General features: G+C 64.2%; 2 protein-coding genes. Both read right to left on the bottom strand.

What is annotated here, in order from left to right; translation table 11 throughout:
- Positions 1-437: 437 nt before the first annotated feature.
- A complete protein-coding gene (locus tag FB455_RS34090) occupies positions 438-1121 on the bottom strand; it encodes a hypothetical protein (protein WP_145755818.1) in 684 nt (227 codons plus the stop codon).
- A 130-nt stretch (positions 1122-1251) separates the two neighbouring features.
- The gene (locus FB455_RS34085; RefSeq protein WP_186466485.1) at positions 1252-1656 is read right to left on the bottom strand and encodes a hypothetical protein; all 405 of its coding nucleotides are present in this window, start codon (positions 1654-1656) and stop codon (positions 1252-1254) included.
- Between the last annotated feature and the right edge of the window lie 105 nt (positions 1657-1761).

The following is a 1761-nucleotide window of genomic DNA, read 5'->3' as shown; positions in this document are numbered from 1 at the left end:
TTGGTCGATTGCTGTCTTACCGGGAGCCTCGTCCTACCTGGACACCGGCCTCCCACACCGCCCGTGACCTGCGCCGTCACGATGAAAATGGCTCAGGGTACTGCGCGGCTTGTCTTCGAGGTCACCAATCGGGCTGATCACTAGGGCGGTCTCGCCTCGGCTCTCGGCGCCCTGCCGGAAGCGGTTGAACTCTTCGGCGCCCTGCCCGGAGTAGACACTCGGCTGCAGAGCCACTGCACAGTCGGCGGTGTCGAACCCCACCCATCGGGGTTCAAATCCGTGGGCAGCCCAATCGAGAGTCGCACTGGCGATCGTTGGGCGACGCTGCTCCTGCAGCCTCGGTGCTGCTTCCTCACCAAACTGGCGCTGCCGGGCCTCGATGTCGTCCCAGTGGTCAGGTGGCTCAGACCCGACGTGGACCGGGATCGGGAGCTGTGTCATGCCGCAGCTCCGGCAGACGGACCAGCGAAGTGAACGGTGAGCTGCTGCATTTTGCGCAAGTACATCGGGGCGATCGTCAGGTGGACCCGCGCCGTGTCCTCGTCGATTTGCCGCCCGGTCGGATGACCCACCTCGTTGCGAGTCAAGCGAATCAAGTCAGCGATGGCGTCGAGCGTGAGAGCGTCAGCGAGCCCGTCCGGCAGATCCTGTCGAACCGGCTCGATGCGCTTTCGGAACTCCGTCCACAGCGCGAAGTAGTTGCTGCGTGGCTTGGCGAGCTCCTTGGCCATGGCCGGGGCGCCGGCCGTCAAGGAGGTGGCGTAGGACTGGGCCATGACCAGGAAGGCGCGCTCGGCGGCGACGCCGAGCATGACGGAAGTGGCTAGGTAGCACCGCCCGTTGAAGGACTGCAGGGCCTCAGTGAGGTACAGCTCGATGAGGTCGTCGAGATCCGGGATCTCGCGGCGGATCCGATCCAGGTAGCCATCCGGATCACGCGGCTCCCAGCTGCCGCCCTTGGCGACTCGTTGCCCATCAGCCGAGAGGCGCCACTGCCAGTTGTCAGTGCCTGAGCCCTGGCCGACGGTGTCTAGGTAGACCAGACCGTCGCCGACAAGACTCCATAGTGCTTCCCACACCTCTGCCTCGGAGCAGCCGGTCTCCTGCGAGATGGTGCCCACGAGGTACGGACGACCGAATCGTGAGGCAACTCCGTTGCCGAGGCGTTGGAGAACAGAACGCCGAACATTCACAGTCATGGAGCCAATCGATCGACAAAGACTGACGGATTTGGGTGCTTCGGACTATTGGTCACTTCTTGTAGCGATGGAGAAAGTCCTTGGCCAGCTCCTGCCAGCCTTCGGCCGGGACGTCACCGTCGATCCAACCCGCCGCTTGGTCGACGTCGACTTCGCCGTCCGACCAGATGTTTCGCGGGTATATGGCAATCTCGCGCCCGCTGGTGTCCCAGTAGAAGTTGAAGGTGTGCTTGCCCTCGTCGGCACGGGTCATCACCCGGGCGCCACCGCTGCCGTGGCGGATGTCGGTGTCGACCTGGGAGAAGCGGTGCCGGTACTCCCACGACCGCCAGGCGCCCTCGAAGGACAGGTCGATGGCAACCTTGTCCCACGTCAGCGTGAAGCGGTCGCACATGATCAGGCCGAGGGCCATGCCCTCGGAGACTGCATTGCGCTGACGCGACGGAGTGATCGCCATAGCTGGAATGCTAAGGGACGTCTCGTAACTGGGTGAAGGCGTTGCGTGGGATGGGGCCGGTGGTCAGCCGGCGAGGATGATGTTGTGGAGGTTGGCGATGCCGGA

Source organism: Micromonospora sp. CNZ296, from assembly GCF_007827635.1.
Note: the sequence above shows the minus strand (reverse complement) of the source record. Positions and strands in the feature narration are given on the sequence as shown.

Coding starts and splice junctions, on each gene's coding strand:
- FB455_RS34085 (WP_186466485.1), bottom strand. CDS start 1,656: ATGGCGATCACTCCGTCGCGTCAGCGCAATGCAGTCTCCGAGGGCATG.